This window comes from bacterium (assembly GCA_019912885.1).
Taxonomy (GTDB): domain Bacteria; phylum Lernaellota; class Lernaellaia; order JACKCT01; family JACKCT01; genus JAIOHV01.
Genome location: JAIOHV010000144.1, coordinates 23,331 through 49,350 on the forward strand (window position 1 = coordinate 23,331; position 26,020 = coordinate 49,350).

A 26,020-nucleotide genomic window follows, 5' to 3' on the forward strand; every position below is an offset into this window, starting at 1 on the left:
CGTCATCCTGAGCGAAGCGAAGGATCTGCCCGGCCCCTGTTGACGGGCACGCGCCGACAGGGACGGGGCCAGATCCTTCGGCTCGCTGCGCTCGCCTCAGGATGACGAGCGCGTGCGACGACGTTCCAGACTTCGAGACTTCCGGACTTCCGGACTTTCAGACTTTTCACAGCGCGACGACGCCGATGGCCTCGATCTCGATTTTCGCCTCGGGTTTGGGAAGCGCGGACACCTGAACGGCGCTGCGCGCGGGAAACGGCGCGGCGTGCTCGAAAAACGCCGCGTACACCTCGTTCACCGCCGCGAAGTCCGCCATGTCCGTCAGGAAAACGGTGACCTTGAGGATGCCGTGAAGATTGCTGCCACCGGCTTCAAGGACACTCGCCACGTTTTCGAGCGCCTGCCGCGCCTGCGTCTTGATGTCCGCCGCGATTGTGCCCGTCGCCGGGTCGATCGGTAGCTGACCCGACGTGAAGACGAGATTCCCGGAACGAACGCCCTGGCTGTAGGGTCCGATCGCCTCCGGCGCCTGAACCGTGCGCAACACGTTCTTGTGCATGAACGACTCCCGAGCAAGACGAGAAAGGAGAAAGGTGGAAAGGGAACGAAAGATCGCCCCTCGCCGCTCAAGCCGCCTGCGTCATCCGCGAATCCGTGGAAACAGCCAAATTCTAGTCCATCGCGCCGTCCGGCGAAACCGGTTCCGGGCGAAAGGCTTGCGTGCGCGCGTGCGCGAGAACGATCGGCCAAAGTTCGTCCGCAATCATGGCGTGCGCGGCGGCGTTCGGGTGCGGCCAACGCATCCACGGCACGAGATAGCGCGGCGTCTTTTCCCTGGGGATGCGGATCTCAAGGTCCACGAGTCGCGCGCCGAAACTCGTCGCGGCCGTCCGCACGAGGAAGTTGCGGCGGTGATACAGCGGGTAATGCGGATGCACCCATCCGGGGGCGGCAAGGCGCGGGTACGTGATGAACACCAGCGGCGCCCCGGCACGTTTGGCGGCCGCGCCGATCTCGAGAAGCGCGGACTGCGTCTGCGTGAGTGAACGCTGGCGCACCGCGTCGTCGTGTTCGCGTTCCGGATCGATGTCGTTGGCGCTCAACGCAAGCGCGAAGGCGAGGTTCGAAGCAAGGCGCGCCAGCGCAAGCCCGCCCGGCGCCGCGGGCACGGCCGAGTGCGGCTTTCGAGCGAAAAACTCCCGTTGCAGCGTCCCCGGAACGCTGTCCGTCAAACCGGTCATGACGATCGCCAGATCCGCCTTGTAGCGCCCGAGCGCGCGCGGCAACAGCGAGGCGACGTCGTTGCTCGTGTGGTCGGGATGCGAAAGGTTGACGACACGGGCGGCGATCTCCGCGGTCTCGAGTCTGCCCGCAAGAATCGCGGGAAACGTCTCGGCGCGTTTCAGCCCGAGACCGAACGGCCACGCGCCGCCGGCGACGACGACATTGAATGTCGCGCCGGAAAACGGCGAATCGAGGTAGGTGTTGCGCGGCTCGTAGGCGTTGCCGGCGACGGGCGTGCCGTCGTTCGTCAGGCCCGGCGGCGGCACGTCATAGCCCGCAAGACGAAGCGCGATCTCGAACGCGGCCAGAATCGCGGCGATGATCGCGGCGGCGACGGCAAGGCGCCGGCCGCGCGTCGCGCCGGATTTCGACGCGCTCGCGGCGGATCGGCGCTTCGTGTTTGTCGCGGGTGGGCTTTTCATGGGTATCGCTCGAAGGTCCGCACAATAACCAAATTGCCCGTCGCGGGCGACCCGCCCCCTTGCCCGAAGCGCGGTTTCGGCTTGACACCCGGAATCGCGCGCCGCGATGCTGGCGGGCGAGAGCGATGAACATCATCCTGGACATTCTTTCGGCGACCCTCGACGCGTATGTGCTGGCCGCGCCGTTCTTGCTTTTCGGGCTGGCCGGGGCGGGGCTTTTGCACGTCGCGCTATCGCGCCACGCGGTGGAGCGGCACCTGGGCGGCGGCGGGATGGGCTCGGTCGCGCGCGCGGCGGCGTTCGGGATCCCTTTGCCGATCTGCAGTTGCGGCGTCGTTCCGATCGGCATCGAGTTGTCGCGAAAAGGCGCGAGCCGTCCGGCGACGATGTCGTTTCTCATCACGACGCCCGAATCCAGCGCGGACGCGATCCTGCTGACGTGGGGGATGCTCGGCCCGTTTGTGGCGATCGCGCGGCCGATCGCGTCGTTTTTCACCGCCGTGCTCGCGGGCGTATTCGCGATGTTCTTTCCCGCGCGCGGCGAGGGCGACGCGCCGGCCGGTCCGGAGATCGACGAGAAGGCGATCGAGGCGGCGTGTTGCGACTCGGCCGTCTGCAACACGGCGGGCGCGAAATCGCCGGACGGCGTGGGATTCGCCGGCGTGGGCCGCTCGATCCGAAACGCGATCGCGCGAAAAACGGAACCGGGAGTCGAGCCTTTTGGCTCGCTTTTGCGGCGGGGCGCGCGCTACGCTTTTGTCGAGGTGGCCGACGACATCCTCTTCTGGCTGTTCGCGGGCCTGTTGCTGACCGGCGTCATCACCGTACTTGTTCCGAACGACCTTGCCTCAATCGGGCTGGGCGGCGGGCATGCGTCGTACCTTGTCATGCTCGCCGCGGGCATACCTTTATATATGTGCGCGTCCGCGAGCACGCCCGTGGCCGCGGCGCTCGTCGCCAAGGGCGTCAGCCCGGGCGCGGCGCTCGTGTTCTTGCTGTCCGGCCCGGCGACCAACGCGGCGACCGTCGTCGTGCTGCGCGGGGTGTTCGGCCGCGGATTCGTCCGCGTCTACCTCGCGGCGATCGCGCTTGGCGCGCTGGCGGCGGGGTTCGCGCTCGATTTCGCCCTTGCGTCGATCGGCGTGTCGGTCGTGCCGAAGCTCGCCGGTGACTTCGAGGGCGCGGCGGGCGCGGTGATGGCCGCGTCCGCGGCGGTGCTCGGCGTGCTGTCCGCGTGGCGCTTTTCGCACGGCGCGGCGAACATGGGCCTTCGCGAGTTGCGCGAAAACTTTGCCGCGATCGGGCGATGGATAACGGGCAACCGGCGCGCGGCGACTGGCGACCGGTAGCGACGACCGGCGATGTCAGGCCGCAAACGCAGGCCACCGGCGATGTCAGGGCCGCAAACGCAGGCCACGCCGGCGGCGTGGCCGGAGTGCGTGGTCGATACCGCCCCGGCATGGAACCGCGATGCCGGGGATGCCGGGGCGAACTCAACCGCGCACTTCGTCGCCCCGCTCGGAGCGGGGGCGACTTCGTTTGCGGCTCGGACACCGCAAGCGGGCACGGTCGCGGGCACGAATGGCGCTCGTTATCGTGTCCATCAAGTCCATCCCGTCATTGATGTCCATAGGGTCCATTCGGAAACAGCGAAAGGCGATTCGATGACCGACGACAACATCCCCGGCAACGTCCGCGACGAGATCCGCGCGCTCTACCCGCGCATGGTCGAAACGCGCCGCGATCTGCACGCGCACCCGGAACTCGCTTTCGAGGAAGAACGCACCGGCGGCATCGTGCTCGCTCGGCTCACCGAGCTTGGATACGAGACGCGACGCGCCGCGAAAACCGGCGTGATCGGCGTCAAGCGCGGTCGCGAGGGCCAGCGAACGCTGGCGCTGCGCGCGGACATGGACGCGCTGCCGATGGACGAGGCCGGCACGCCGCCCTATCGCTCGCGAAACGCGGGGCGCATGCACGCCTGCGGACACGACGGGCACACGTCGATCCTGCTCGCGTTCGCCGAGTGGGCGGCCACGCGCACGTTCGCGGGCAACCTCAAGCTGCTGTTTCAGCCGGCGGAGGAAGGGCCCGGCGGCGCCAAACCGATGATCGATGACGGTGCGCTCGAAAACCCGACGGTCGATATGGCCGTGGGGCTGCACCTTTGGAACGGCGCGCCGGCCGGGTTTGTCGGCGTCGGGGCGGGGCCGATCATGGGAAGCGTGGACGAGTTCGTCTTCACCGTCGTCGGGCGCGGCGGGCACGGCGCGATGCCGCACCAGACCGTCGATTCGATTGTCGTCGCAGCACACATCGTCACCGCGTGGCAGACGATCGTCAGCCGCGAAACGAACCCCATCGAAGCCGCGGTCGTCACCGTGGGGCAGATCGGCGGCGGATCGAACTTCAACATCATCGCGCCCGAGGTGCGCCTGCGCGGCACGGTGCGTACGCTGAATCCGGACCTGCGCGCGCGCATGCCCAAGCGCGTGGAGGAAATCGGCGCGGGCATCTGCCGCGCGATGGGCGCGACGCACCGCTTCGAGTGGATTCCGCAATATCCCGTCACGGTCAACGACACCGGCGCGGCCGAACTCGTCGCCGCCTGCGCGCGCGAGGCGGCCGGGGCGGATTTCGTGCGCCCGCCCGAGGTGACGCTCGGCGGCGAGGATATGTCGTATTTCCTCGAAAAAGTGCCGGGCTGCTTTTTCTTCCTCACGTCCGCGGATCCCTCGCGCGGCCTCGACAAGCCGCACCACCACCCGGAGTTCGATTTCGACGAGCGCGTCATGCCGCTGGGGGTCGAGATCTTCGCGCGTGTGGCGGAGAAATTTGTCGGCTAACGCCCCCGCCGGCGATGTCAGAGCCGCAAGCGCAGGCCACGCCGGCGGCGTGGCCGGAGTGCGCGGTCGGCCACGCCTTGGCAAGAAACCGCGATACCGGGGATGCCGGGGCGAACTCGACCGCGCATTCCGGCCCCGCTCGGAGCGGGGCCTTCATTTGCGGCCCTGACGTCGCGCGGCCCTGACGCCGCGATCACATTTTCATTTGCGGCCCTGACAGCGAGGCGATCGCTTTGGATAGCGCGTCGCGCGCGGCGGCATTTCGTTCGCGATCGAGCGCGGTGCGGGCCGCGGCGGCAAGGTCGGCGCGCTGCGTCGCGTCCAGATCGTCCGCGCACGCGGCGATCGCCAGCGCGACATTGCGGCGAAAGGCGTGCGGCTTCACCCACGCGAGCGCCGAGCGCGACACGCGCGCGCGATAGGCTGCGTCGTCCTCCGTCAACAGCTCCCGCCAGGCGACAAGCGCCGTCGCGTCCGCGCTCGCGTCGCGCCACTCGGGCCACAAATCGGGACGCGGCTTCGCGTTGAACGGGCACACCTCCTGGCAGACATCACAGCCGGCGACGCGGTTTTCGATTGCGCGTGCGTCGCGCGGATCGAGCGCGAGACTCCCGCGCGTTTCGAGTGTCCAGTACGACAAGCACCGGCGCGCGTCGAGCTCGCCCGCGTGCGGAAACGCGGCCGTCGGGCAGGCCAAAAGGCATGCCGAGCACGTGCCGCAGTGATCGCGCATCGGCTTGGGCATCCCGCCGGTCGGCTCGCTGATGAGCGCCTCGGCGAGAAAAAGGTAGCTGCCCAGGCGCGGATGGATGAGGCAGGTGTTCTTGCCGATCCAGCCGAGGCCGGCCAGGTGCGCAAGCGATCGTTCGAGCACGGCGCTCGTATCGCAGCAGATTTTGAACGCGAATTCGAAATCGCGCGCGGCGTCGGCGCAAAGCGCTTCGAGGCGGCGCGGGATCGCGGCGTGATAATCCTCGCCGCGAAGATAACGCGCGTAGGTGGCGCGATCAGAGCCGCGACCGTCAGGGAGCGGGTGGTTCCGAAGCAGGCGAGACGCCTGCGCTCCCAGGTTTTCGTCAACGTCCGGGCCGTACGGCACGGCGACGCACAGCACGCCGCGCGCGTTTTCAAACACAAGCGCGGGATCGGCGCGGCGGTCGCGCCCGCGCGCCAGATAGTGCATATCGCCGTGGCGGCCGGCGGACAGAAACGCTTCGTATCGCGCCACGTGCGGCGAAAGCGCGCCGCGCGCCGCCGCCAGGTCGAGCACGCCCGCGAGCGGAAAGCCGTGGGCGGGCGCCCGTTCGACCAGCCGCCGCCCCAGCGGCGTGAGCGTGTCATCCTTCGTCGATTCGTTCATAATCCGCGCCGATGTTGGGGACCCGCCGCGCGCGCGTTTCGTTCGCCGTCGTCGCGGCGGCCGCGGGGATTCTTGCCGCCATCCTCGCTTTTTCTTGCGGGACGTTAAAGCCGCCGGCGGCAAGCGGCGACATCGAGGGCAAAGATTCGGTCATGATCGCAAACATCATCCGCCGGTTTTTGTATTACCCCACGCCCCTTGCGCGCGATCTTGCGCCGCCGTCGTACGCGCGGGATGCCGAAGAGGTCTTCGTGCCGATCGATGGCGGCGGCGAGGTGCACGCCCTCTACTGGAAGGCGCCCGCGGGCCGGCCCACGGTGCTGTTTTTTCACGGCAACGCGCAGACGGTGTTCGAATGGGCGCTTATCCGCGAGGATCTCGCGCCGATGAACGCGGGCCTGTTCCTTGTGGACTATCCCGGCTACGGCAAAAGCCGCGGCACGCCGTCGGAGGAGTCGCTCTACGCCGCGGGCTTCGCGACGTACGCGTGGCTGACGCAAAATGGCGTGTCGGGCGAAAACATCATCGTTTTCGGCAAGTCGCTGGGTGGCGGCGTGACGACGAAGGTGGCGAGCGAACGCAAGGTGGCGGGCGTCGTGCTCGAATCGACCTTCACGTCGATCCCCGCGGTCGCCCGGCGCCTGTTTCCTTTTTTGCCGGAAGGGCCGATATCCGGCGGCGAGCGCTACGACTCCGCCGCGCGGATCGGCAGGATCGACGCTCCGGTGCTCGTCCTGCACGGCGACGAGGACGAATTGATCCCGGTTTCCGAGGGGAAAAAGCTCCATGACGCGGCGAAGGAGCCGAAGGATATCGTGATCTTCCCGGGCGCGGGGCACAACGACGTGGCCATCGTCGCCGGGCCGGCGTACGGGCAGGCTCTCGCGAAGTTCGCGGAGAAGGTCACGGCGTCGGCTCCGTGATACGGCCCGCGCGCGTTCGATGAAGCTTCCCTACCGATTCGTTCTGCAATCCGCGGTTGTCGGGCGTCGCGTGTTGTTTGTCGTGGGCTCGCTCGCGATCGGCACGGCCGCGGGCCTTGCGTTCGCCGAACTGCTCACACGCACTCTCGAGCTTGACCTCCTGGTGGCCGAGAAGCTGATGTTCTATCAGAATGCGGACCTCGCGGTGCACGTCGCCGATCCCGATCCGGATCTTTTCTATCGGCTCAAGCCGGGCTCGGCGATCCTCGAGAAATCGCGCCGCGTCACCATCAACCGGTTCGGCGCGCGAAGCCCGGAGTACGCGGCCGAAAAACCCGGCGGCGTCTTTCGCATCGTCGTCGTCGGCGGATCGAACGTGTACGGCCTCGGCCTTTCCAACGAGGAGGCCTGGCCGGCGCGGCTCGAACAAGCCCTGAACGAAATGGAGCCGGGGCGCTACGAGGTGTGGAACTTCGGCACGCCGGGTTACGCGCCGGAACAGATGGCGATCGTCGGGCGGCAGGCACTCGAAAAGTACGATCCGGACCTTGTCCTTTTCGCTCCCTCGAATTTTTATTCCCGCCCGATGCTGCGCGGATCGCGCCTGGCCCCGTATCTTGCGCGCGATCCGGCGTTGCTGCCGAATCTGCTGAGTGTGATCTGGACGTTCGACGGAAACGACCCGCGGGTGCCGTCGTATCACGTGTCATTGGCGTCGAAGGTCGCGCTCTACCGGCTGGCGTTGCTGGCCTATTTGTACGAGCGAAAAGAAGGGTGGCTCGGCACGATCGACTCCCACGAGCGCGGACTGGCGGGGTTTGACGCGCTTATCGCCGCGGCCCGCGCGCGGGAGGTGCGCGTAGCGGTGTTTGTCGGGCCGGGGTCCGTCGTCGAAAACTATCACGACTACGCCGGGCGTGGCGGCGTGCCGACGCTCGTGCTATCGGCCGAGGACCGCGCGCGGGAGTATCGGGACATCCATCCGCCGGCTTACGTCATGCCGTGGTACGCGGAAAACCTCGCACGCTTTTTGAGGGACAATGGCCTCCTTGCCACCGCCGGATAAAACGCGCGCACGCCTTGGCGACATCGACTTCTGGCGCGGGATGGGATGCGTCGCGATGGTGCTCGCCCATCCGCTGCGCGTGCAGGAAACGATCGCCGATGCCGGCGGCGCGCCGATGCCGTTTGCCGCGCAACTTTTCGTTTTGACGATCGACATTGGCGCGGTGATTTTTTTTGTCGCCGCGGGTGTGGGCGTGCTGCAGTTTTTTGAGCGATACGGAAAGCGCAAGGATTTTTCGGCGACGCGTTTTTATCTCGCCAACGCTGCCGCGCTGTTTTTCCTCGGTTACACGTACGCGCTCGCGCTCGGCACGGCGCACCTGGGCGTTCCGGACATCTTTCAGGGCGTCGCGATGGGCACGGCGCTGACGTACGTGTTGCTTCGCGCCGGCGCGCCAAATTGGCTGCTGTTCGCCGTGGCGTACGCCATTTTCAATATCTCGGGCCAGGCGCACGCGCTGGTTCCGCCGACCGAGGAAGCGTTCCGCCGGCTTCCCTGGGTCGCGCGTTTCTGGTTTTTGCACTTCGCGTTTTTTCCCTGGGCGGGCATGGTGGTGATCGGCGCCCTGCTCTACCGCGTGCGATCGCGCGCGTGGCTCGTCGCGCTCGCCGTGTTTTTCGCGGCCATGTTGGTCTATTCCGACATCGCGATGCGGCCGGTGGTGTATCTCGACAAATACGAGATGCTGATGCGCGCCAGCGGCACCTACACGATGCGTTTCGTGTCGGCGTCCGCGCTTTTGATGTTCGCGTTGCGGCGGATTTATCCGGCGGGCGAGCCGGGGCACGCGCGCGGGCTTATCGAATACGCCGGGCGCGAGTCGTTTTTGTTCCTCGTGCATCACCTGGGCGTGCTGGCGCTGCTTCTGCTGGCGCGCGGCGCCGGGCTCAACCTGTGGCTGCGCGCGCTCATCGTTCTCGTGGTTTCGTTTTCGACTTTGCATTCGATCGCCGCCCTGCGCGACAAGGTGATGGCGACAAGGCACGGCGTCGCGTTGATGGCGACGCTTCTTGGCGCAAGTTTTGTGGCGGGACTTTTCGTGATGGCGCGATTTGGCCCGGGCGCCGCGATGCTCGTGGCGTTCCCGTCGGCCTACGCTTTCGCGTTTCTTCATCCCTGGTTGCGCGAGCGGCTTCGCCGACGCTACGCGTCGGCTTGAGGATCGAGGATCGAGGATTGAGGATCGAGTCCATCGCAGCCATGCTTTGGCGATACCGTTCGCGGTGCGGGTGTTCTATATTTCGTTCCGGATGATGAGCCGCAGACCACCACAGCCCAATCGTCGAGCACAATTGCGCCCTTGCGATTTCTCTCAGTCCTCAATCCTCAATCCTCACTCCTCCTAACCCATGGCCACCCTCGAACCCCGTTTCCAGCGCTATCACGAAATCGACCTGCTCAAGGGACTGGCTTGTTACCTCATGCTCGTCGGCCATGCGATGCGCGCACTGCCGGCGGGGCTGCCGTCGCTATCCGCGTTCGACAAGATCGTCCTTTACATCATGGATTTTTCCGGGCCGATGTTCTTTGTCGCCTCCGGCATGAACGTGCTGACGTTCGTCGACCGCAACCGCGGCAAGCCCGGCTTTTCGATGACGCCGTTTTACCTCGCGAGCGCGGCCGTGCTGTTTTTCCTCGGCTACACGTACAACTTTTCGGTCATGTCGATCCTGTTCGGCGTGCCGGATATCTTTCAGGGCGTCGCGATCTGCACCGCCGTGCTGTTTCTCGTCGCGCGGTTCTCCCCGCCCGCCTGGGTGTATCTCGTGCTCGCGGGCGTCGCGTACGCGATCTACTGGCCGGTGCGGATGAATCTCGAGCCGACGCGCGAGGCGATTCTCGCGATGCCGCTTTGGGAACGACAGCTCTTCGCGCACTTCTCGCTGTTTCCCTGGATTGTGTTTTTCCTCATCGGCGCGGCGCTCTACCGCACGCGCACCCGCGAGGGAGAAATCGCGATCGGCGCGCTGTTCGTCGCGATGATCGCCGGCTCCTTCCTGCTTCCGCAGGCGTTTTTCGGCGACATGTTCCAGCTCATGCTGCGCGGCGTGCCGGGGTACGTGCTGCAGACCGGCGCGGCGTCGGGGCTGATTTTCCTGGTAATGCGTCACCTGTATCGCGGCGCGGGGAAAAACCGTCTGCTCGGGGCGCTCGAGTTCGCGGGGCTGGAATCGCTGCTGTTTTTGATCCTGCACTTTTTCCTCATCGTCATGTCGCTTTTCCTTTTGCCGAAGTCCGGCATGTACACGCGCGCCGTGATCATCGTCGCGGCGACGGCGGTGACGCTGCCGCTTTTCGCGCGGTTGCGCGAGCGTTTCAGCAAGCGCGCGAGTTTTGTCGGCGGCGCGATGGCCGTGCTGCTCGTGACGTTCGTGTTCGGCGTCGTCCTTTCGGGGCGCGCCTTCCCCGTCTCGCGCCTGTTCGCGTTCGCGTCCGCGTTCGCGTTCGCGTTCGTCTTCCCCGACCTGCGCGCGAAGCTGCGCGCGCGCTGGACCCATATCGTCCCGCCGAAGGACGCGCCGGCGTCCGGGCGAACGTCATCGTGAGATGAGCACGGACGCCGCCAGAAAACCGCCGGCGCCCTCGCGCGAGGCGGACATCGATTTCGCCAAGGGGCTCGCGTGCGTTCTGATGGCTTACGGCCACGTGGGATTTCAGGTCGGCGTGCCGTCGTTTCGCGCGCCGATGTTCTATCCGCTTGTCATCGTCGGCGAGTTGTCGGTGGCACTGTTTTTCATGGCGACGGGACTGAACGTCTGGCATTACGTGAAGGCGAACGCGAGCAAGACGGATTTTGGGCCGACGCGCGCGTATCTCGTCACGAACGTCGCGCTTGCGGGGCTGGCCGTCGCCTACAACCTGAACCGCATGTCCGTCGGGTTGATGGACATCTTCCAGGGCATCGCGGCGGCAGCGCTTCTGACATACATCCCGCTGCGCCGGGGCTGGCCCGCGTGGTCGATCATCGCGATCGCGCTTTTGCTTTTCGGCATCGCCTTCGGATACACCGTGACGCCGCCGGACATCGCGCACGGGCACATCACGGTGAGTTCGCTCGAGTTTCAACGGGGCTTGCGGCCGGATTATCCGCACGGCGACCTGATGGCGCGCTACCTCGCGTTCCTCGCCGATCTCACCGCGCTGCCGATTTGGGATCGCTTCCTCTTCGTGCATTTTTCCGTGCTGCCGTGGGCGGGATTCGCGCTCGTGGGCGGGGTGATCGCGCGCGACGCGGCCAAGCCGAAAGTGACGGCGGCGCTCGCCGCGCTGTTTTTCGTGTCGTTCGCGGCGTCGTTTTTCGTTCCGTTTTTCATCGAGCGGAACCTCATCGACTTCTACTTCCGCGGCAAGGGCGATTACGTGCTTCGTTACCTGGGCGCGGCGGGACTCTTGTTTCTGGGACTGCGTTGGTGGTATCGGGGCCGCTCGCGCGCGGCGCGGTGGTTTGAGCTGATCGGCCGCGAATCGTTCCTGTTTTTCATTTCGCATTGGCTTTTCATGGAAATCCTCGTCATCTTCTTCAACCGCCCGATCATGATGTTTCCCGTTCTTGCCGCCGTGCTCGCGCTTGTGACCGTGACGGTGAAGCGCCTTGCCGCCAGGCGCGACGCGGGCGCGAACGATCCCGCGTACGCGCGGCGCTGGGGCATCACGCTGGCGACATTCTCGCTTGCGAGCGGCCTTTTGCACTACGGCGCCTCGTGGCCGGGGAACGCGAACGTGCACGTGGCACACTGGCTGTCATTCCCCGCGTCGTTCGCGTTCGCGATGTTTTTCCCCGCGCTGCGCGGCGTGCTGCGCGGCAAACGTCCGCCGCGGCCAGCGCCGTTGACCGAGGCGGCGCGATGAAAACCGGCGACCGGCGAACGCTGACCGGCGACCGGCCGGCCCATCGGGCACGGGCACGGGCACGGAATGAGCGTTGCGCCGGGGCAACGGGAGCGAGCGCATGCTGACCGCGCGGCGTGTTTTCGTGCTTGCGCTTTTTGCGATGATCAGCGCGAAGGCGCTGCTTGCGTTGCTCTCGCTGGCGCGGCCGAGTAACCCGATCGACTTCCTGCGCCCCGTGGACGACGCCTACATCACGCACCGCTACGCGCGAAACGCCGGCGCGGGGCTGGGGCTTGTTTACAATGAAGGCGAGCGCGTGGAGGGCGGAACGAGCGTCGCGCTCATCGCGCTTCTTGCGCCGTTTGCCGCATTCGGCGTCAAGCGCGTGGACCTTGTCGCCGTGGCGATCTCCCTACTCGCGCAGGCGGGCGTCGTCGCGATCGCGTGGCGTCACACGACGCACGCGCGAAAACGGCCCCCCGGCGAGCCGGAGGCGTTTGTCGCCACGTTCCTCGCACTTTCGGCGACGAGCCTTGTGTGGGCGTGGGCGGGCATGGAAACCGCGCCGATGGCGCTTTGCTTGCTTGCCGCGCTGATGGGGCACCTGGACGAGCAGCACCTCGGCCGCTGGCCCTTGAAAAGCGCGCTCGCGACGGTGGCGGCGGGGCTTTTTCATCCGGACGGCATGTTGATCGCGCCGGTGCTCGGGCTCTCGTGGCTCGTTCCGTTCAATCGCGATCGCGCGGCGCGCGGCGTGTTTTACGGCGCCATCGTCGTGGCGCTCTTTGGCGGCTACTGGCTGTGGCGATGGTCGTACTTCGGCCAGCTCATGCCGAACACGTTCTACGCCAAGGTCGGCGGAAGCGGCGCCGCGCTGTTGCACGCGGGTCTGACGTATCTGCGCGTCGCGTGGTTCGGCACGCTCGTGCCGATTGCGTTCGCGGCGCTTTTCGCCGATCGCGCATGGCGGCTGTCGACGCGCGGACGCGCGTGGGTGGCGATCGCGCCGGCGGCGCTCGCTTTCCTGGTTGCGCCGAACGCGCTGATGGCCGTTGCCGCCTTGCTGATCGCTGTCATCGCCGTGACGCGGCCCAAACCGGTGCGGAACCTGCCGCGTTTGGTGTGGCTGGCGCTTGGCCTTGCGGCGCTGCACGGGTTGTACATCGTGCGCGTCGGCGGCGACTTCTACCCGTTCCATCGTTTTTTCTTCGCGGAATTCGCGCCGGTGACGCTGGCGTTCTGGCATTTGGGACGCGCGCGCACGGACGACGTGGAGATGGAGACAACCGACCCCAAACCGCTCGCGGCGAAAGCCTTTGCGCGCGCGGCGGGCCTCGTGCTGGTCCTGAACGTGTTCGCGTATTTCTACACGTTCCAGGGGCTCATCCACCGCGATCTGCAACGTGTGGTGCGGCACTTCGCCGACGTCGGGCGCGAGCTTGGCGAGCACACGCCGCCGGATGCGACCATCGCGACGCTGCCGATCGGCGCCGTCGGATTTTTTTCGGAGAGATCGATCCACGACATGATGGGGCTTGTCGAGCCGAATATCGCGAAGATGGAACTCGACATGACCAAAGGCGTCGTCGGACACCAGAAATATGACCACGCGTATTCGCTTTCGACGCGGCCCGAAATCGTGATGGTGCTGCCGAGCGCCTACGAACGCACGCCCGACGGCTTTGCGAAGTGGGTTCACGAAAACGCGCTCGAACCGGTGCAATACCGCATCTACGAGGAGCCGCGTTTGCGCCAGGACTATCGCCTGGTGAGCCTGCCCGTCGGCGAGACGCTTGTGGCGTTCGGGTTTCTGCGCGCGGACCTTGTGGGCGACACGGGCTATGCCGCGTTCACGCCGCTTGACGATTCGGCGGTCGCCGCCGCGTTCTCGACGCCCGACAAGGCTCGTACGCACCCGCTGCACGGGAAGAGCTTCGGGATTTGGTCATTCAAGTGAATTGGGAATGGGGAATTGGGAATTGGGAATGCCGTCGTAAGTTGCGGCGTGGTTCTTTCCGGGCAACCCGCTTCTTGTGCGAACCGCACGGCCGCTTGCTGACGCGCGTGGCTCTGACGCGCCCGGCCGTCGTCATTCGGAGCCCGGCATTGCGATGACATTCCCCATTCGCAATTCCCAATTCCCAATTGCTTATCGCTCGTAAATCTGCGCCAGGGCGGCCTTGGCGCCGACGACGGCCTCGTGCGTCGCCGGGTATTTGGCGATGAGATCCTCGAGGAGTTTCACCGCCGCGGCCTGCTCGCCGTTTTCGTTCAACAGGCGCGCGGCCGAGGACATCGCCCACGCCGCCTGGTTGGTTTCCGGCCAGCGCGTGTAAATCATCTCGTATTGCGCGAGCGCGTCGCGGATGCGGTGCTTTCGCCCATAGAGGCCCGCCAGCGTGATCGCCGCGTTCGATTTGGTATTCGCGTCCGCGGCGTCCATGGCGAGCGTGCGCTTGAGGACATCCTCGAGCGCCTCGTCGTTGCCGCGTTCCTGATAGAGCTGGGCGAGCTGATTGAGCGCGGAGATCGTCTGCGGATAGTCGGGCCACTTCTCGGCGACCATGCGATATCGATCGAGAGCGTCGTCGCCCCGGCCCCCCTCGTGAAGGTTGCGCGCGATGCCGAGGTGCGCGTCGATCAGGGAGGTCAGATTGTTCGGATACTCCTCGATGAGCGATTCGTAGACGGCGTTGGCGTCGTCCGTGCGACGCTGGTGCGAGAGGATTTGCGCCTTGGCATGCAATGCCCACGCGGTTTGCGGCTGGCCTTCGTATTCCTTGATGAGCGGATCGAGCTTGGCGATCGCCTCGTCGAAACGCCTTTCCTCGCGCAACTTGCCGACAAGCGCGAGACGCACGTTGATGACGCTGTTCTGGTCGCCGGGGAATCGGCTCTTGATCTCGCGGATGACGTTCTCGACCTCGCGGAACTCGCCGAGATTCACGAGCGCCTGTCCCAGCAATTGCAGCGCGCTGCCGGCCTCGGAGCGATCGCCGGCCTCCCGGGCGACCTCCTCGAAAACGCGGCGCGCGGTGCGCGAATCGCCGCCGGCCATCGCGGTTTCGCCGACACCGAGGCTGGCTTGCAGCTTCAGGCTCGGCTCGACCTTCGCGGCGCCGGCGATTTCCTCGAAAATCTTGCGCGCCTCGGCGTACTCCTCGACCGCCATGAGCGAGCGCGCGATGGCGAGCCGGGCGCGCATCGCGGCCTCCGGATCCTGCGCCTTGTCGACGATCTCGCGGTAGGCGGCGAGCGCCGCTTCGCGATTTCCGGCCTGGTTTTCCACCTCCGCCAGGCCCATGCGCGCCTGCTCCGTGAATTCGGGATGCGCCGGGAACGTCTCCATCATCCGCTTGTAAGCCTCGCGCGCGGCGTCGTATTCGCCGAAGCCCAGATGAATCTGCGCGATCGCCCCGAGCGACCAGCCCGCGTAGGGTGTGTTCGGAAACTCCTTGAGAATCTCCTGATACGCGGCGAGGGCCTCGCGGTTCTTGTTTCCGCTCCGCAAGAGATTCGCGAGATTCATCTTGCTGTCGGCGACGGATTGCGCGTTCTGGCCGAATCGCTCGCCGACCTCCTTGTAGATCGCCTGCGCCTTGTCGAACGCGCCCTTTTCGCCGGCGATCTGCGCCGTGCCCATCATCGCCCAATAAGCCTGCGGGCTTTCCGGCGCCTCGTCCACGACGGCCTGGAACATTTTCTCGGCCTCGCCGAGTTTCCGCTGTTCCTTGAGCGCCTCCGCGATCCCCATCCGCGCATCCAGGCGCGCGGCCTTGTTCGCGCCGTATTCATCGACGATCGCCTGATACGCACGAATGGCCTGGTCGTGCTCGCCGCGCTCCAGGCGCATCCTCGCGACGGCCGAGTCGGCCCATAGGCGCCGCGTTTCGTCGGGCGCCTCGGCCCGAACCCGGCGGTAGGTCGCCAGGGCGCGTTCGATCTTTCCCTGGCGGCGGTACACGTCGGCCATGCCGCCGAGCGCGTCGAGACGCACGGAATCGTTGCCCTCGAAGGCCTTGAGCATCCGTTCGTAGTCGGCCACGGCGTCGTCGAAGCGGCCCTGCTCCAGCCGGATTTGCGCCATGGCGCTCATGGCCTGGATACGCTCGCTCTCTTCCTGCGCGCTTTGGGCGACCTGATCCATGAGCGCGAACGCCTCGTCCAGGCGTTTATCCGTGCGCAGCAGTTCGGCGCGGCCGAAACGCGCCTGCGCGACCACCGAAGGCACGCCCGCGAAGGATTCGACGATCTCGTTGAACTGCTCGTGCGCGACGTCCTTGCGGCCGAGCTGCGCCTGGATCTGCGCGACGGCGATCAGCGCGTTGCCACGCGTCTGGCGGTCAGGCGCCTCCTTGGCCGCCTCGGCGAAGAGACTGGCGGCGTCCTCGAACTGGTTGTTCTGCCGCAAGACCTGCGCCTGGCCGAACTTCGAATTCGCCGCGAGCCCGCGAGAGCCCGGCGAGACCGCCTCGATTTCCTCGTAAGCCTTTTGCGCCTCGGCGAACCGGCCAAGCTCGGTGCTGAGATTCGCGATCGACGAAAGCGCCTCCACGCGGACGCCTTCCTCGAATTTCTCGCCGGCATTGCGCCGCCAGACCTCGATCGCCTCGTCGTATCGGCCCTGCGTCCGGAGGATGGCGCCCATGCCGCGGTTGGCCGCCGCCACCGCCTCGAGGTTGTCCGCGTGCTCGGCCAGGATCTCCTCGTAGGCCAGGCGAGCCTCGTCGAAGCGGCCCTCGCGCGCGCGCAGCGCGGCCAGTTCCGCCTTGGCGCGCAAGCGCACCGACGGGCGCTCGTCGCCCTTGAGGATCGCCTCGTACTCGCGCGCGGCCCGATCCAGCCGGCCCGCGCCCAGGTACACCTGCGCCTTGCCGAAACGCGCGGTTTCGAACACCGCGGGATCGCCGGGAAATTCCGTCTCGAGTCGCTCGAAGGAACGCACCGCGTCGTCGATCCTGCCGACCTGCGCGTAGGTGTGTGCCATCGTCGTGAGCGCCTGTCCCAGGGCCGACGGCGTATCGACCTCCTTGATAATCGACTCCAGGCGGCGCAGCGCCTCGTCCTTGCGCCCCTGCGTGCTCATCGCGGTCGCCACGGACAGGCGGGCCTGCTCGATCTGCGAGGGATGGGCCGACGCGCTCTTTTCGAACTCGTCGACCATCTGCTCGGCGCGCGCGATATCGCCCGAGTCGGCGACCACGCGTACCAGCGCGGCGCGGGCCTGGCCGCGGCTTTCGGCGTCGGAAACCAGCTCGCTCGCCTTTTCGTATTCCTGTTCCGCCTCGGCGTAGTTGCGCTTGGCCTCGTAAACCGTGGCCAGTCCGATGTGCGCCCGGAAGCGGTCGCGCGCGTACATTTCGCCGGGAAACTCCTCGACAATCGTTCGGTAGAGCGCCTCGGCGTCGCCGTACTGCTTGCGGTCGACGTGAATGCCGGCGATGCCGTCGAGCGCCCATGCGCGGACCTGCTTGCCGAAGCCGCTTTCCGCCATGTCCTGATAATGTTTCAGGGCTTCGTCCCCGAGTCCGGCCGTGCGCAACGCGCTGGCGAACGTCAGTCGCGCGGTGACCGCCTCGTGCGAAGCTTCGGGCGCGTTTTCGATCAGGCGATCGTAGTATCGCCGCGCGCTTCCGATATCGCGCTTTTGCGCGTGGTGATTCATGAGCGCCAACAACGCGTGGCGGCTCCGCGCGGCGTCGCCCGATTGCGTCACCTGTTCGTACAACGCGATGCCCTCGTCTTCGTCGCCGCGCGCCAGCAGGCTTTGCGCGCGCGCGATCTGCGCGTCGAGAATCGCCCCGGTGTTGTTAGGGAATCGCGCGTTGATCTCGTCCTGCACCTGCTTGGCGCCGTCGAGATCGCCCGTCTCGGTCAACAGCCGCACAAGCGTGGAGAGAGCGGCCGCCGCCTGATTGGCGTTGTCCGTGTCCGCACCCGCGCGCAGCGCCTCCTTGGCGGCGTCGATATCGCCGGCGCGCCGATAATAATCGGCGAAGAGGACGTCGATCAGGCTCTCGAAGTTCGGCTCGTCGCGAAACGTCTCGCGGATGCGTTCAAGCGTCTGCAACTCTTTTTTGGGATCTTTCGCTTCCTCCCACAGGCGGCGCAGGGCACCGAACGCCTGGAACTTGTCACCATTTTCGTGCGCGACGTCGATGGCTCGCTCGAACTGCGTGGCCGCCTCGTCGAAGCGCCCGGTTTCGAGCGCGATGTGTCCAAGTCCCACGAAGGCCTGCGACGCGGTGGCGGGATCGTTCTTGCCGAGTTCGGTCAGCTCGACAAAGATGGGTCGCGCTTCGTCGTAGCGGCGATGCTGCGCGAGCACATTGGCCAGTTGCACCGTGGCGCGCCGCCGTTGATCGGTTTCCACCGCGTCGTTGGCGACCGCGCGAAGGGCGTTGACGCCGTCGTTGACGCGATCCACGAGGATGAGCACCTGAGCCTGTTCGATCTTGAGATCGTCCCGCTCGGCGGGGCGGTCGCGGAAGCGATCGATGAGGCGGTCGTAGAGTTCGAGCGCCATGCCGGGCCGGCCGGTGTTGGTGTAAAGCTGCGCCAGTCTTGATCCGACCCATCGGGCCTGCGAATCGCCGCCCAGGCGCTCGAGCATCGCCAGGAATCGCTCCTCGGCCTTGCCCGGATCGCCGATGACCGCCTCGACGTTTGCGATCTGAGATTCGGCCTGAACGAGGTTGTCGGTCTGATCGGGATAGGTTTCGCGCATCCGCGCGAGAACTTCGCGCGCCTCGTCGAGCTTGCTCATCGTCACCAGGCCGTTGATGACGCCGGCGAACGCGCGCGACGCGGTGTCGGGTCGGTCGGCGTAGGCCTCCGCGATTTTCCGGTAACGGTCGACGGCTTCGCGCACGCGGCCGTTCTCGAGAAACAGGTTGGCGACGTCGAATTCCGCGCGCAGGATGATGTTCGGGTCCGCGGCGTACTTTTCGATGATCAGCCGATACTGCTCTTCCGCCTTTTCAAACTCGTTGATCCGGACATAGATGCGCGCGACGCGGTCGTGCGCGTCGGCCGCCTGGGGGAAATCCTTCCATTTCTCCGCGTACGCCTTGTATCGCTCGATCGCCTCCTCGAATTTACCTTCCTCCGCGTAGGTCGCGGCCATGCCGAATTCCGCGGTGAGCAGGGCATTGTCCTGATCCGGGAAGGTGTCGATGACCTCCTGAAAGAGCCGGCGCGCCTCGCTGACCTTTCTCTGGTCCAGCGCGGTCGACGCAATGGCGTTCATCGCCTGCGCGACGCGCAAGGGATTGGCCGCGTACTTGCGGACGACAATCTGATAATAGCGTCGCGCCGTTTCGTAATCGCCGCGATCGCGCGCCTCCTGCCCGCGCTCATCGAGCTTGGCGAACGACCAGTTTTCCGGGTTGGCGAGCCAGGCTTGAACACCGAATCCGAGAGCAACGACGGCGGCAAGAAGGACAGCCTGCGCGGGACGGCTGCGCCGCACGAAGCGGAGGGCGCGGCGGATGACGAAGCGATCGACGCGAGCGCCGCGCTCCGCGAATGCGCCGATTTCCTCCTCCGTGTACCCCGAGACCGACTTGAAGCTCGCGCGGTCCAGCGTCGCCCCGGTCAGATTCACCTCGAGGTGGTCGCTGATGTTGAAACGCGCGCCGGTCAGGTCGGCGTCGGCGAACGAGGTGCGTTCCAGAAGCGCGTTCGAGTAGTCCGCTTCCGCGAGACGCGCGCCGGCAAATGTGCCGTCCCTGATCGTCGCGAGGGAGAAATCCGCGCGCTCGCCGGCAATCGCGGCGAAGTCGCAGGCCTCGAATATGGCGTTTTGATAGACACCGCCGGACAGGGTCGCGCCCGCGTAACGGCCGCCCTTTACCGTCATGTCCGCGGCATCGGCGTCCGTCAAGTCGGCTCCCGTGAAATCGGGGCCGACGAGCGCGGCATTGCTGAACGCGGCGCCGGGAATCTTTGCCTCGCGAAAGTTCGCGCCTTCGCCGGTGGCCTTGCGGAAACCCGCGCGATCGCCCTCGGCGCCCGAAAAATCGGCGCCGGTCAGGTCCGAGCCGTCGAACGACGCGCGGCCGAGTCTGGCGCCCGCCAATTTGGCGCCGTTAAGGTTCGCGCCGGAAACGTTCGCGCCGGAAAGATCCGCGCCGGAAAGATCCGCCCCGGCGAGGTTTGCGCCGGCCAGCCTGGCGCGCGCGAGATTCGCGCCGGCCAGTTTCGCGCCGGACAAATCCTGGTTTTTCAGGTTCGCGCGCGACAGATCCGCTCCGGCCAGATCACCGGAGGACGCTTTTTCAAGAATTTCGGAGGTTTCGGCCATGTGGAATCGAAATTTGGACCCTACATTCCGCGTGTCAACGCATCAAGCATTCATCAATGAGCAATCGCCATGGGCTGTCAAGGCCGGTCGTCGGATGATCGTTCGACGTCCGGATGGCCCGCTCGGTTCCGTCGCCCGGCGCGCGCGCTCAATAGGCCGGCGTCCATGCCCGGCGCGCGGCCGCGCGGCGCGCGGCCATCGACAGGCGATACATGCGCCGATCCACCGCGCGCTTTTGCGCCGGCGACAGACTTGCGGCGCGGCTTGCCTCGGCGACGACACGGCGCGTCGCGCGGTACATCGCCGGCAGATCGGCGCCGAGCTGCCCCCGATGCAGGCGATACACGGCCAGCGCCTTCGGCACGAAAGTGGCCTTCGTGCCGACAATCAGACGCTGCCACAGATCGTAGTCTTCGGCCGGCGAAAATTCCGGGCGGAAACGAAGGTCGCCCAAGGCATCACGGCGCACGATCACCGTGGACGTCGGGATGAAGTTGTCGAGCAGGAGACGAAATTCGATGTCGCCGCATGCCGGCGGCTGCCGTGTAAAAACCGTCGGGCCGCGAAAGCTCGCGGGGACAATCCAGGCGTCCGAAAACACGAGACCGGCCGCCGGCGCGCGGTCGAGCAGATCGAGTTGCGCGGCGAGCTTGCCCGGCTCCCACGTGTCGTCCGAATCGAGAAACGCGATATGGGGCGCGGCCGTCGCGTCGATGCCGGTGTTACGCGCGCCCGCCGGGCCGGCCGAGCGCGACGGGATGACCGCCACGCGCGGATCGCCCAGCGCGCGCACGGCGTCGGCGGTTCCGTCGGTGGAGCCGTCGTCGACGACCACGATCTCGGAGGGCGGCGCGGTCTGGCCGAGGACGGACGCGATCGCCCGCACGACCATCTCGCGCCGGTTTTTCACCGGCACGACAACCGCCACCTCATGCACGAACGTAATCCGGAAAAAACTGGCGGAACCAGAGCTCGAGGCAAACGCGCGTGTAGCGCGAGCGGTCGAACTCGCCTCGGCCCGTGTTGTTGTCGGGTAACGGAATGCGCCGCGCGAGGCTCGCCTCGAGATCGGCCGCCCACGCATTCAGGGGGCCGTTCAGCCACTGATGAAACGGCACGACGAGCCCCATTTTGTCGCGCCGGTCGAGAATCTCGTCAGGCACGATGCCGCGCAAGGCAAGGCGCAGCACGCTCTTGGTGCGCAATCCGTCGATCTTCGCCGCCGGCGGCAGGCGGAAAGCGAACTCGACGACGCGGTGATCGAGGAACGGGCAGCGATTCTCGAGGCCGAACGCGGCGCACGCGCGATCGTTCATGGTCAGGAGCGACGGCAGGGACAGCCGCGCGTCGGCGTGCCCGATCTTGTCGATGAGCGCGTCGTGGCGCGAGAAAAAACGGCGCAGGCGGTTTTCGTATGGCGTGTCGTCGGCGGGCGCGGCGCGCCGCACGAGGCGGTGATAACGCGCCGCGTCGTCGGGCAGTCCGGCGCCTTTTTCGAAATACGCCGCGAGGCTTCGATAATTGGCAAGCTCCGGCGCGCCGGGCGCGTCGCCGCCGGTCATGAAGAGGTATCGAACGTAGCCGCCGAAGATTTCGTCGGCGCCCTGTCCGCCGAGGATCACCTTGATGCCGTCGGCGGACGCGCGCTCGGCGAGCATGAACTCGCTGATCGTCGAGGCGGTGGCGATCGGCTGATCGACGTGCCAGATCACGCGCGGCAGGCGCTTTTTGAAATCGTTGACCGTCGGCGTGACGATCGTGTGGCGTGCGCCGATGCGCTCGGCGACGAGCCGCGCAAAGGGCAGCTCGTCGAACTTCGCCCCGAGCGGAAAATGGCACGTGTAAACCGTCCCGGGCCTCGCGATGCACGCGATCGCCGCGGAGTCGATGCCGCCGGACAAAAACATGCCGAGCGGCACATCGCTCATCAGGCGAATGTTCACCGCGTCGATCAGAAGTTCGCGCAATTCCTCGGCCAGCCGCTCGACGGGTGCCTCCGACGGCGGCGAGGCGGGGATGTCCCAATACGGCTCGACCGACAGATCCTTGCCGTCGTAGATCAGTCGCCGGCCGGGAAGCAGCTCGCGGATCCCGCGAAAGAGCGTGCGTCCCTCGACCGGCGTGTCGTAAACCCAGAACTCCTCGTCGACATCGGGCGCGGACTCGAACGCGGGCAGGATCGCCTTGATCTCGGAGGCGAACACGAGCATCCCGTTCTCGAACGCGTAGTACAGCGGCTTTTCGCCCATGCGGTCGCGCGCGAGCAAAAGGCGTTCTCCGTCCCAGATCGCAAAGCCAAACATGCCGTTCAGGCGGCCGATGAGACCTTCGCCCCACTGCTCGTAGCCGTGGACGAGCACCTCCGTGTCGGTCTTCGTCCGGAAGACATGACCCGCGCGGACAAGCTCGTCGCGGAGCGCGCGGAAGTTGTAGATTTCGCCGTTGTAAACCGCAACGACGCGGCCGTCCTCGCTGGTCATCGGCTGCCGGCCGGTCACCAGATCGATGATCTTCAACCGCCGAACGCCAAGGCTGACGGGGCCAAGGTTGCACGCGCCCTCCTCGTCCGGGCCGCGGTGCGTGATGAGCTCAATCATACGCGCCAGCGGGCGCGGCGCGTCGGGGCGGGAATCATGTATGCCGACGATGCCGCACATCAGGCGTCCCTCACCGCCGCCGCGCGCCGGCGAAACACGCCGAACTCCATCACCGCGCGCGGCAGGTCCGCGAGCGCGCGCATCGAAAAGCGCAACGGATCGTGGATGAAGCTTTCGCCCGCGGCGCGCTCGTCGAACACGATCGGCACCTGGGCGATGCGCAGGCCGTGCGCGATGGCCGCGATGCCGATGAAATGCTGGTAGTAGCGGAAGGGGCGGCGGTAGTCGAGAACGCGGGAGAGCGCGTCGCGCGAGTAAAGCACGAAGCCGCTTTTGTTGTCGCGCAGATGCCCCGCGCCGAACATCGCGCTCAAAAGGCCCGATAGCCCCGCCGTGAGCACCTTGCGCAGCAGGCCGCGGCGCACCTGCGTTTGCCGCCATCCCTGCACGAACTCGGCACCGGTTTCGTCCATCGCCGCCACCAGGCGCGGAATGTCCTCGGGGCGGTATTGCAGATCGGAGTCGATTGTCACGACGCGCCGCCCGCGGCATGCCGCAAGGCCGGTGCGCCAGCTTTCGGGGATGCCGCGATTGACGCGGTGCCGCGCGGGGACGACGAAGGGGAAATCCCTCGCGGCCCGCTCGATCTCCTCGAACGTCGCGTCGCGGCTGCCGTCGTCGACGATGACAAGCTCGAACCCGCCGGGGTGCGCCGCGAGCGCCGCGCCGACGCGCTCGGCAAGCGGCCGGATGTTCGGCGCCTCGTTCAGGCACGGGGCGATGACGGAAAGATCGACGTTGGCGGATTCCAAGCGCACCTCGAACATTCGCGCGGCTCACGAAGGCCATGCGCCGGCGCGCGACGGATGAACCGAATTGTTTATCAACAACGGGCGGCGGGAGCAACGCGGGCCGGGTTACACGCGCGTCGGGATCGCGCTTCAGAACGTCTCGATCTCTTCCGGACGCACGCCAAGGCGTTTGGCCAATAGCGTGAGTGTGCGCGTGGCGCATCGCTCGCGGCGTTTCCGGCCCGGCGGTCCCGGCGGCGCCTTGACGATCCCCGCGCCTGTCGCGTCTCATAACCTGCCGCGCGGGTTCCGGGTCCAATCGGCCGCGCCCAAAGGAGAGCCGGGTGATTCGAAACGTCATCGTCATTCTCATCGGCGCCGCGATCGCCGCGGCCGGCGCGTGGGTCGCCTTCGCGCCGATCGACGTGGCCGACGTCATGCCCGCGAACACGGGCATGATCGTCCAGTTGCCCGACCTCGCCCGCACGGCGGAGATGCTGATCGCGTCCGACTCGTTTCGCGTGCTGACCGAACTTGGCATCGGCGGGCAGCAGCTCGCGCTCGGCGTCGGCATCCTGGACGCGGTTCGCGCCAAGCCGTTCGCGTGGGACGCGATCCGCTTTTTCCAGCCCGTCGTGTCCGTCATGACGCCCGCGGACGTCGCGAGTTGGACGGACCCCGACGCCGTGCCGCGCCTTTTCGTCATCGATCTCGGCCGCCCGATCGTGTTCCTGTCGATGCTCGGGCTCGACATCATCTCCGCGCGCGCCGACAAGACGGCCGAGCACCTCGGACACCCCATCTACGAGTCGGATAAGCTGCGCCTCGCGCGCGTTCGCAACCTCATCGTTATTGGCGGAAGCAGCGAGGTGAAAGATGCCATTTCCGCCTTCAAGGGGCTGCTGCCTTCCGCCGCGGTTGAGCACGGCGATCGCCTCGCGGCCGCGCGCGGCCTTTTGTCGGGCCCCGCGGACGTGCGTGCGTTGGTACTGACGCCGACGGCGATCATTTCCGGTGAATCGGGTAGCGCGACCCAGAAGTTTTTCGCGGCCGAATCCGATTTCGCCGGAGGCGCGTTGCAGCTTCGTTTGGAGGGCGACGCCATTCGCGGCGAGGCGATCCTGAAAGCGAAACCGGGAAAGGCTGTCGTCAGGCAATTCGCCGCGAAGTCAACCGACGACCCCTGGGCGCTGCGGCGTTTTTTGAACGACGATCGCGCCTACACGGCGGGCATCCGGTCAGGCGAGCTGGGCGATCTGGCCGACGCCTTCCTCACATTGCTCGTTCCGACGCAGGCGATGGGCGACAACAAGCTGCGCGAGAAGCTTAGCGCGCTCCTTGTGCGCGAGGTGCTTGCCGGCGTCGGGCCGGAGGTGATTTTTTCGCGCGACAAGGAGGGGGAATGGTTTGTCGTCGCGCAGGTGAAGGACGAGACGATCTTCAGAAAGACGGTGGAAAACCTGCGCAATCCGCCACTGCATTCCTCGCAGAAAAAATATCTCGAGGAGGCCTTCGGCGCCGCCGAAAGCCTGCGCGAGGCCCTTCGCACGCAGAAACATTTCAGCGTTGCGAACGCGAATCGCTACATCGGCACGCTGCCGGAGGCCGAGCAGGAGGCGGCGCGCCCGCGACTTGAGGAGGCGCTCGGCGATCTTGCCGGCGTTCTGGCCGATGGCGGCCCCGTGCGCATGATGCTCTACGACAAGCCGTACTTCCTGGACCTGCACGCGGGACTGCTGCTCATGTCCACGACGCCGTCGGGCGTCGAGATTCTGCGCGCGACGCCGCCGGAACCGCCGCGATCGCGCATCGAAATTTTCCTTGACGGCGGACCGCGCGGCGGCGCGTTTTTCGCGCTGAATGTGACGGACTACGTGCACCGGGCGCTGCCGGGCTTGCAATACGGCCGCGACCTCGCGCGCATCTTCCGCCGGCCGTGGCTTGCCGTCGCGGATATTCACGACGAAACCTCGCGCCTTCGCGTCACCGGCGGGCTCGACGCCTATCTTGGGCTTGCGGATTTCAAGCCGCGCGGATTCACATTCTGGCTCGCGCTGTTCCACATTGCGCGATGGCTGCTTGCCGCGCTCGTGCTGTATTGCGCGTTTGCCGCGACGCGCCGCGTCGTGCGGATCGCGCGCGGGCAGGTGCCGTCGCCGAAAAAGGAAAAGGCGCCAAAACGCAAGCGGACAAAGTAGGCATGAGGATCGAGACGGTACGAACCGCGACCGTCAGGGAGCGGGTCGATAGGCAATGGACATGATGGACTGAATGGACTCAATGGACCCCAGCGCACGGACCTTTGCGTTGGGCGACGACCTTTCAGACCTCCAGACTTTGAGACTTCCAGACCATTCCCCATGCCCGAGCAACGAACCGCGAGAGCTTGTCCTGAGCGCGAGCGAAGGATCAGGGAGCGGGTCTTATGCCGAGCGGACGTTCGGCGTACCCAGGACAATCGGCATAGGGGCTCCGAGGAATAGCCTCGGAGTTCCCCTGCCACACCACCGGACAAGCGGGTCCGCATCCGGCGGTTCGGCGAGTTGAGGTCACGCGGCCAGCCGGGGGACTCCCAACTGGTCGAAGTAGCGGATG

At 66.4% G+C, this 26,020-nt stretch carries 16 protein-coding genes; 9 read left to right on the forward strand and 7 right to left on the reverse strand.

Going from position 1 to position 26,020, the window contains the following annotated elements; all coding sequences use genetic code 11:
- Positions 1-166: 166 nt before the first annotated feature.
- Together K8I61_12105 and K8I61_12110 are read right to left on the reverse strand one after the other, a co-directional pair.
- Entirely contained in the window at positions 167-559 is a 393-nt protein-coding gene (locus K8I61_12105; GenBank protein ID MBZ0272772.1) for a Rid family detoxifying hydrolase, read from the reverse strand.
- 112 nt (positions 560-671) lie between these two features.
- Positions 672-1,706, reverse strand: a complete 1,035-nt coding sequence (locus K8I61_12110) for a hypothetical protein (GenBank protein MBZ0272773.1) — start codon at positions 1,704-1,706, stop codon at positions 672-674.
- 125 nt (positions 1,707-1,831) lie between these two features.
- Here K8I61_12110 and K8I61_12115 point away from each other — a divergent pair, with 125 nt between their 5' ends.
- Positions 1,832-3,055 (forward strand): SO_0444 family Cu/Zn efflux transporter, encoded by a 1,224-nt coding sequence (locus tag K8I61_12115; protein MBZ0272774.1) that lies wholly within the window; start codon positions 1,832-1,834, stop codon positions 3,053-3,055.
- A 315-nt stretch (positions 3,056-3,370) separates the two neighbouring features.
- Positions 3,371-4,552 (forward strand): amidohydrolase, encoded by a 1,182-nt coding sequence (locus K8I61_12120; protein ID MBZ0272775.1) that lies wholly within the window; start codon positions 3,371-3,373, stop codon positions 4,550-4,552.
- A 193-nt stretch (positions 4,553-4,745) separates the two neighbouring features.
- On the opposite strand, the gene queG is transcribed toward K8I61_12120, so the two are convergent.
- Positions 4,746-5,912 (reverse strand): tRNA epoxyqueuosine(34) reductase QueG, encoded by a 1,167-nt coding sequence (queG, locus tag K8I61_12125; GenBank protein ID MBZ0272776.1) that lies wholly within the window; start codon positions 5,910-5,912, stop codon positions 4,746-4,748.
- Positions 5,913-5,923: 11 nt separating this feature from the next.
- Here queG and K8I61_12130 point away from each other — a divergent pair, with 11 nt between their 5' ends.
- From K8I61_12130 to K8I61_12155, 6 genes are all read left to right on the forward strand, one after another.
- Positions 5,924-6,835: an alpha/beta hydrolase gene (locus K8I61_12130; GenBank protein MBZ0272777.1), complete on the forward strand. Its 912-nt coding sequence runs from the start codon at positions 5,924-5,926 to the stop codon at positions 6,833-6,835.
- A 19-nt stretch (positions 6,836-6,854) separates the two neighbouring features.
- On the forward strand, positions 6,855-7,901 hold the full coding sequence (locus K8I61_12135; GenBank protein ID MBZ0272778.1) for a hypothetical protein: 1,047 nt from the start codon (positions 6,855-6,857) through the stop codon (positions 7,899-7,901).
- Positions 7,876-9,060, forward strand: coding sequence for a hypothetical protein (locus K8I61_12140; protein ID MBZ0272779.1), 1,185 nt, complete (start codon positions 7,876-7,878; stop codon positions 9,058-9,060). Before K8I61_12135 ends, K8I61_12140 begins: the two co-directional genes overlap by 26 nt.
- Before the next feature lie 190 nt (positions 9,061-9,250).
- The gene (locus K8I61_12145; protein MBZ0272780.1) at positions 9,251-10,447 is read left to right on the forward strand and encodes a heparan-alpha-glucosaminide N-acetyltransferase domain-containing protein; all 1,197 of its coding nucleotides are present in this window, start codon (positions 9,251-9,253) and stop codon (positions 10,445-10,447) included.
- A gap of 1 nt (position 10,448) precedes the next feature.
- Positions 10,449-11,750, forward strand: coding sequence for an acyltransferase (locus K8I61_12150; GenBank protein ID MBZ0272781.1), 1,302 nt, complete (start codon positions 10,449-10,451; stop codon positions 11,748-11,750).
- 100 nt (positions 11,751-11,850) lie between these two features.
- A complete protein-coding gene (locus K8I61_12155) occupies positions 11,851-13,689 on the forward strand; it encodes a hypothetical protein (protein MBZ0272782.1) in 1,839 nt (612 codons plus the stop codon).
- 192 nt (positions 13,690-13,881) lie between these two features.
- On the opposite strand, the gene K8I61_12160 is transcribed toward K8I61_12155, so the two are convergent.
- The 4 genes from K8I61_12160 to K8I61_12175 form a co-directional block, all read right to left on the reverse strand.
- Positions 13,882-20,037, reverse strand: a complete 6,156-nt coding sequence (locus K8I61_12160) for a tetratricopeptide repeat protein (protein ID MBZ0272783.1) — start codon at positions 20,035-20,037, stop codon at positions 13,882-13,884.
- A 148-nt stretch (positions 20,038-20,185) separates the two neighbouring features.
- Positions 20,186-20,974: a glycosyltransferase gene (locus tag K8I61_12165; protein ID MBZ0272784.1), complete on the reverse strand. Its 789-nt coding sequence runs from the start codon at positions 20,972-20,974 to the stop codon at positions 20,186-20,188.
- Entirely contained in the window at positions 20,967-22,694 is a 1,728-nt protein-coding gene (gene asnB / locus K8I61_12170) for an asparagine synthase (glutamine-hydrolyzing) (GenBank protein MBZ0272785.1), read from the reverse strand. The genes K8I61_12165 and asnB overlap by 8 nt, the downstream gene beginning before the upstream one ends.
- The gene (locus K8I61_12175) at positions 22,694-23,446 is read right to left on the reverse strand and encodes a glycosyltransferase family 2 protein (protein ID MBZ0272786.1); all 753 of its coding nucleotides are present in this window, start codon (positions 23,444-23,446) and stop codon (positions 22,694-22,696) included. The genes asnB and K8I61_12175 overlap by 1 nt, the downstream gene beginning before the upstream one ends.
- Before the next feature lie 323 nt (positions 23,447-23,769).
- On the opposite strand from K8I61_12175, the gene K8I61_12180 reads away from it, so the two are divergent.
- Positions 23,770-25,623 carry a hypothetical protein gene (locus tag K8I61_12180; GenBank protein ID MBZ0272787.1) on the forward strand — a complete coding sequence of 618 codons (1,854 nt, stop codon included), beginning with the start codon at positions 23,770-23,772 and terminating at the stop codon, positions 25,621-25,623.
- Positions 25,624-26,020 lie beyond the last annotated feature (397 nt).